Raw genomic sequence first — 4,995 nt, forward strand, 5'->3', positions numbered from 1 at the left:
ATGCGGCAGATTATGGCGCAGGCTCGCTTCCAGCACGGAGAGACCCTTGGGAACCCGCACCGTCTTACCGTTGCCGTAGGACAACGCGATCATGCCGCCGCGCCGCTCGCGCCAGGCCCGCACGCCGCGTGCCGCCAGCGCCAGGCCCAGCAGCCCAAAATAGGTGACGGTGAAGGCGCCGGTGATGCGATCGAGCGTGTTGCCTTCCGCGACCGTACCGACCTGGCGTCGCGTGAGATTGTGCGTGCGCCATTCCCCGTCATCGGCCTCGATCGCGACACTGCGGCCGCCCTGGTAGATGCCGAGCAGCGACAAGGTCGGGACCAGCACCGCGGCGGCAAGCAGATAGGGCGCGGCGCGCGTGAAGAACGGCTTGAGGCGGAGCCAGAAATAAATCCCGATGCAGCCGTGCACCCAGGCAATGAGAAGCAGGATCGTCATCTGCCAGAGCCGTCCCGGCGCCGCGACGAAGAACAGATAGAGCTCCTGTGGATAGAGCTTCTGGTGATCGTACAGCGTATAGCCGAGCCGCACCCCGACCACGTGCCCCATGATCAGCGCGGGGATGCTGAGGCCCAGCACGAGCTGAAGCGGCTCGATCGTCCGCCAGCGGAACTGCCGGCGCTGATACAGCGCATAGATGCCGAGCCCCATATGCGTGAGCGCGGCGGTGTAGAACACGATCGAGACGGGGAGGAACTGCCAGAAGACGGTGTGGTAGTAGACCCCGGCCTCCATGGCCTCGACCGAAATATTGCCGAGCGCATGGTTGAGGAAATGGCTGATCACATAACAGAACAGGATCACGCCGCAGACGAGCCGCACCTGCCGCACGCTGGTCCCGCGGACGAGTTCGGAGATGGATGCAGCAGCGGTGGCCATGATTCGGTTGTATCAGTTCATGAAGGAGAACAGCCAGCGTAGCGGTTAATTCCCGATGTGGACAGGTTCGGGGATCACATGCCCGGGAAGGCGCCTCACACTCCGCCGTCGTCCCGGACAAGCGCGCCCTAAGCGCGCGCCGATCCGGGACCCATAACCACAGGGTCGGGTTTGGCGAAGACTCGTGGTTACCAGCTCGTGCCATAACCCCTCCCTGTGGTTATGGGTCCCGGGTCTGCGCTTTGCTTGCCCGGGACGACACCTATGTCTGGACAGCCGACATTGACTCCCCCTCCCAGGTTGGCGAAAAGCGCGGCCGTGACGACATCCCCTGATATCACCGTGTTTCCCCGTGGCGCCGCGCGCCGGCCCCTCGTCATCGCCGTGCTCGTCATCGCCGCGATGACGCTGCTGCGCATCGTCTACGCCTCCGCGATCGAGCTGCGCACCGACGAGGCCTATTACTGGACCTGGTCGAAGGAGGGTGCGCTCAGCTTCCTCGATCACCCCCCGGGCATCGCCTGGCTGATCCGTTTCGGAACCGCGATCTTCGGCGACACCACGCTCGGGGTCCGTTTCGGCGGCATCGTCGCGATGCTGGTGACGCAGCTCCTGCTTGCCGACGTCGTCCGCCGCCTCACCCATGATGTGCGCGCCGTATTGTTCGCGGTGCTGATGCCGGAAGCCGCGCTCTATTACGGCCTGCTGATGGCCAAGGTCGCGCCCGATGTCGCCATGATCCCGTTTGCGGTGGCAATGATGTGGTCGCTGGTGCGGCTCGCGCAAAGCGGCGACGGACGCTGGTGGCTTGCGGCCGGGTTGTTCGCCGGCCTCTCGATGCTGTCGAAATTCACCGCCATCATGTTCGCGCCGGCGGTTGCCGCCTTTCTGCTGGTGCCGGATTGGCGTTGGCGCTGGCTGCGCAGTCCTTACCCTTATCTCGCGGTGCTGGTCGCAATAGCCGTGTTCTCGCCGGTGCTGGTCTGGAATGCGCAGCACGATTGGGCCTCGTTTCGTTTCCAGGGCGTACGCGCCACCGCCAATTACGGCATCTCGCTGCGGACCATCGGTGACTTTATCGGCCTGCAGTTCGGCCTGGTCGGCTTCGTCATGCTGCCGGTGGTGCTGACCGGGCTGGTGCTGACGGCATGGCGCGGCTATCGCGCGCGCGAGCCCGTTGGAATTCTCTTGTCGACGGCGGTGCTGGTGCCGTTTCTGTATTTCCTCGCGAAGTCGACCACGCTTCGGGTCGGCGACACCTGGCCGATGTTCATGTGGCCGGTCGGTTTCGCCGCGGCCGCCGTGAACCTCGCGGCGATGGCGAAGGAGGATTGGTCGGCCCGTATGCTGAGATCGTCGGTGTTCTGGGCCAAGACAGCCGTCGGCTCGGGCATCGCCTTCGTCGTCATCGTGTTCCTCTATTACGTCGCAGCGCCCTGGAATCTCCTCGGCAAGATCGATCCGATCGGCGCCGAGGCCGGCTATGAGCAGGTCGCCGCGCGGGCGCAGGCCGCGCTCGACGAGACCGGCGCGACCTGGATCGCCACCACGGACTATCGCACCTACGCGATGATGCGCTGGCTGTTCAGGGGCCGCGTGCCCGTCATCGAGATCAACGAGCGCGGCCGCTTCCAGGATTTCCGCGATCCCGGCCTGGACCGGATCAAGGGCCATGCCGGCATCTATGTCGGCCGCGAGCCGGACGATCGTTCCTCGCTATGGGAGAACATCCCAGCCAAGCGCGAGCAGCTCGGCGAAGTCGAGCGCCGCTGGCGCGGTGTTCTCGCGGACACCTATGTGATCGAAAAGCTCACCGGCTGGACCCCCGAGCTGTCGCCGTCGAAGGATTCGCCGCTGTTTTGGTGGAAGGTGCTGGCTTTCCTCTCCCTCTCCCCGCTTGCGGGGAGAGGGTTGGGGTGAGGGGGACTCTCCGCGGGGGAGGTGACAGTTGAACTCGCGGATAGTCCCCCTCACCCGGATCGCATCTGGCGATGCGCTCCGGCCTCTCCCCGCACGCGGGGAGAGGCGAAGAAGCTACGCCTCGTCGTCCTTCTTCCGCAAGAGATCCGTCGCGAGATCCGACAGTTTGGGCGGCGGCAGCGCGGCGAACGGCAGCGGACGCGTGACGTCGATCGCCGCCAGGCCCAGCCGTGCCGTCAGCAATCCGTTCAGCACGCCTTCGCCGAGCCGCTGCGACAGCTTTGCCGCGATGCCGTGGCCGAGCATCTGCTGCACCAGGCTGTCGCTCGCGGCCATGCCGCCGGTGATGGCGAGGTGGGCGATGACGTGGCGGAGCAGTCGGATCATGCCGAGCGCGCCGGGGCGCCCGCCGTAGAGATAAGCGAGCTGGCGGATCAGGCGGAGCGCGGCGACGAACACGAACAGCACGTCGATCGCCGCGCGCGGGCTCACCGCGGTCACGATCGAAACCTTTTGCGCGGCTGACGACACCAGACGCCGCGCCTCCGCATCCAGCGGAGACATCAACTCGCGTTCGGCGAGCCGGATCATGTCGGCGCCGTCGATGATCTCGCCGGTGTGGCTCTCCAGCGTCGCGCGGGCGCGGGCGAGCTGCGGGTTCTGGTGCGCGATCTTGAGCAGATCCTGCACGATGACGCGGCTCTCCTTGCGGTCGTCGCTGGCGAGCACAGCGGCGGCGCGCGCATGCAACTGCTCGATCGTCGCCAGCCGCGCCAGACCGACTGCCTCGCGGCCGATCACCACCGCAAGCGCAAGCGCGGTGACGAGCGCGAAGGCGAGACCGACATAGCCGAGCGTTTCGCTGCGCGCGAACAGGTCCTCGATCAGATGCACCACGCCGAGCCCGGTGCCGAGCAGCGTCAGCCCGGCGAGGCCTGACCAGAACAGCGTACCCCAGGGAAAACCGCGGCGCGCCGGCAGCGCCGCTTGAACTGGCACCGGAAGCGCCAGGGGATCGGGCTCCGGCGTGATCTGGATGGTGGCGCGGCTGAGCCGGCTGGTCTCGTCGGCTTCGGTGACGACGACGCCGGGATCGTCGAGCCGGAACGTCGCCGGCCGCCGTGGCTTCGATCGGTCGTTCATGCGAGCTTGTCTCCGATCAGGAACTGCAAGGCACGGTCGAGGCGAATGTGAGGCAGCGTCGGCGGCTCGGAGCCTTCGCGGTCGAGCGTGGGCGGGCGGAAGCGCAGGAAGCGAAAGTCGCTTGTCCCGGCGGTCTCGGTCGCGAGGCCGCGGAACGCGGCATTGCCGTTGAACAATGGCTCGGGATCCAGGGGCAGGTCGCCCGGAAAGGTCGCAACCTCCGTATTGCCGTCGAAGAATTCACCGCCGGCGCTCTCGCCCGCGGCCGGTGTTCCCAGGATCGACGGTAATTTGTCGTGGCCGCGCGCGACTTGAGCCTCTCTCGTGGCGCGCACCGCGGCGAGCGCCACCACGTCGATCGCCGCGCCGGTATTTTCCGCGCGCGCAACGGCGCCCGAGACGGCGCGGCGCAATACGGCCTCGAGCCGGTCGTGGCTGGGATGGTGCAGATGGTCGGCCTTGGTCGCTGCAAACAGGATGCGATCGATGCGCGGACGGAACAGGCTGGAGAGGATCGTGCTGCGGCCGATGTTGAAGCAATCGAGAATGCCGGCGAGGGCTGCTTCGAGATCGTGCAGCGCCTCGGGTCCGGAGTTGAACGCGGACAGTGCATCGGCCAGCACGATCTGGCGATCGAGCCGGGCAAAATGATCCCTGAAGAACGGCCGCACCACGACGTCCTTGTAGGCCTCGAAACGGCGCACCATCATCGCCCACAGCGACCCATCCGGCGCCTGGCCGCCTGCGGGCACCTCGAGGGGCGCGAAGGTCAGTGCCGGGGAGCCTGCGAGATTGCCGGGCATCAGGAAGCGGCCGGGCGGCAACAGGCTCATCGCGAAGCGCTCGTCGCGGCAGGCGCGCAAATAATCGGTGAAGAGTTTTGCGGCCGTCAGCGTCGCTTGCTCGTCCTCTCGCGCGTCGGGCTTGAGCGTTGCCAGATGCGCGTGCCATTCGCCCGCAAGATGCGCGCGCGGCGCCTCGCGCGACAAGACCAGGCTCTCCGCCGACCATTGCTCGAAACTCTTCTGCAGCAGCGGCAGGGCGAGCAGC

The 4,995-nt window shown here is 66.7% G+C and carries 3 protein-coding genes and 1 pseudogene; 1 reads left to right on the forward strand and 3 read right to left on the reverse strand.

What is annotated here, in order from left to right:
• Positions 1-882, reverse strand: a pseudogene (locus IC66_RS0115400) (adenylate/guanylate cyclase domain-containing protein); the annotation flags it as partial.
• A gap of 402 nt (positions 883-1,284) precedes the next feature.
• Here IC66_RS0115400 and IC66_RS0115405 point away from each other — a divergent pair.
• Entirely contained in the window at positions 1,285-2,802 is a 1,518-nt protein-coding gene (locus IC66_RS0115405; RefSeq protein ID WP_049806535.1) for a glycosyltransferase family 39 protein, read from the forward strand.
• Positions 2,803-2,916: 114 nt separating this feature from the next.
• Here IC66_RS0115405 and IC66_RS0115410 read toward each other — a convergent pair whose 3' ends face one another.
• Both IC66_RS0115410 and IC66_RS0115415 read right to left on the reverse strand, forming a co-directional pair.
• A complete protein-coding gene (locus IC66_RS0115410) occupies positions 2,917-3,945 on the reverse strand; it encodes a YcjF family protein (protein ID WP_028140408.1) in 1,029 nt (342 codons plus the stop codon).
• A partial coding sequence (locus IC66_RS0115415) for a YcjX family protein (protein WP_038948221.1) occupies positions 3,942-4,995 on the reverse strand: 1,054 nt, incomplete at its 5' end. The genes IC66_RS0115410 and IC66_RS0115415, both read right to left, overlap by 4 nt.

The organism is Bradyrhizobium genomosp. III (assembly GCF_000261705.1).
Lineage (GTDB): Bacteria > Pseudomonadota > Alphaproteobacteria > Rhizobiales > Xanthobacteraceae > Bradyrhizobium > Bradyrhizobium ottawaense.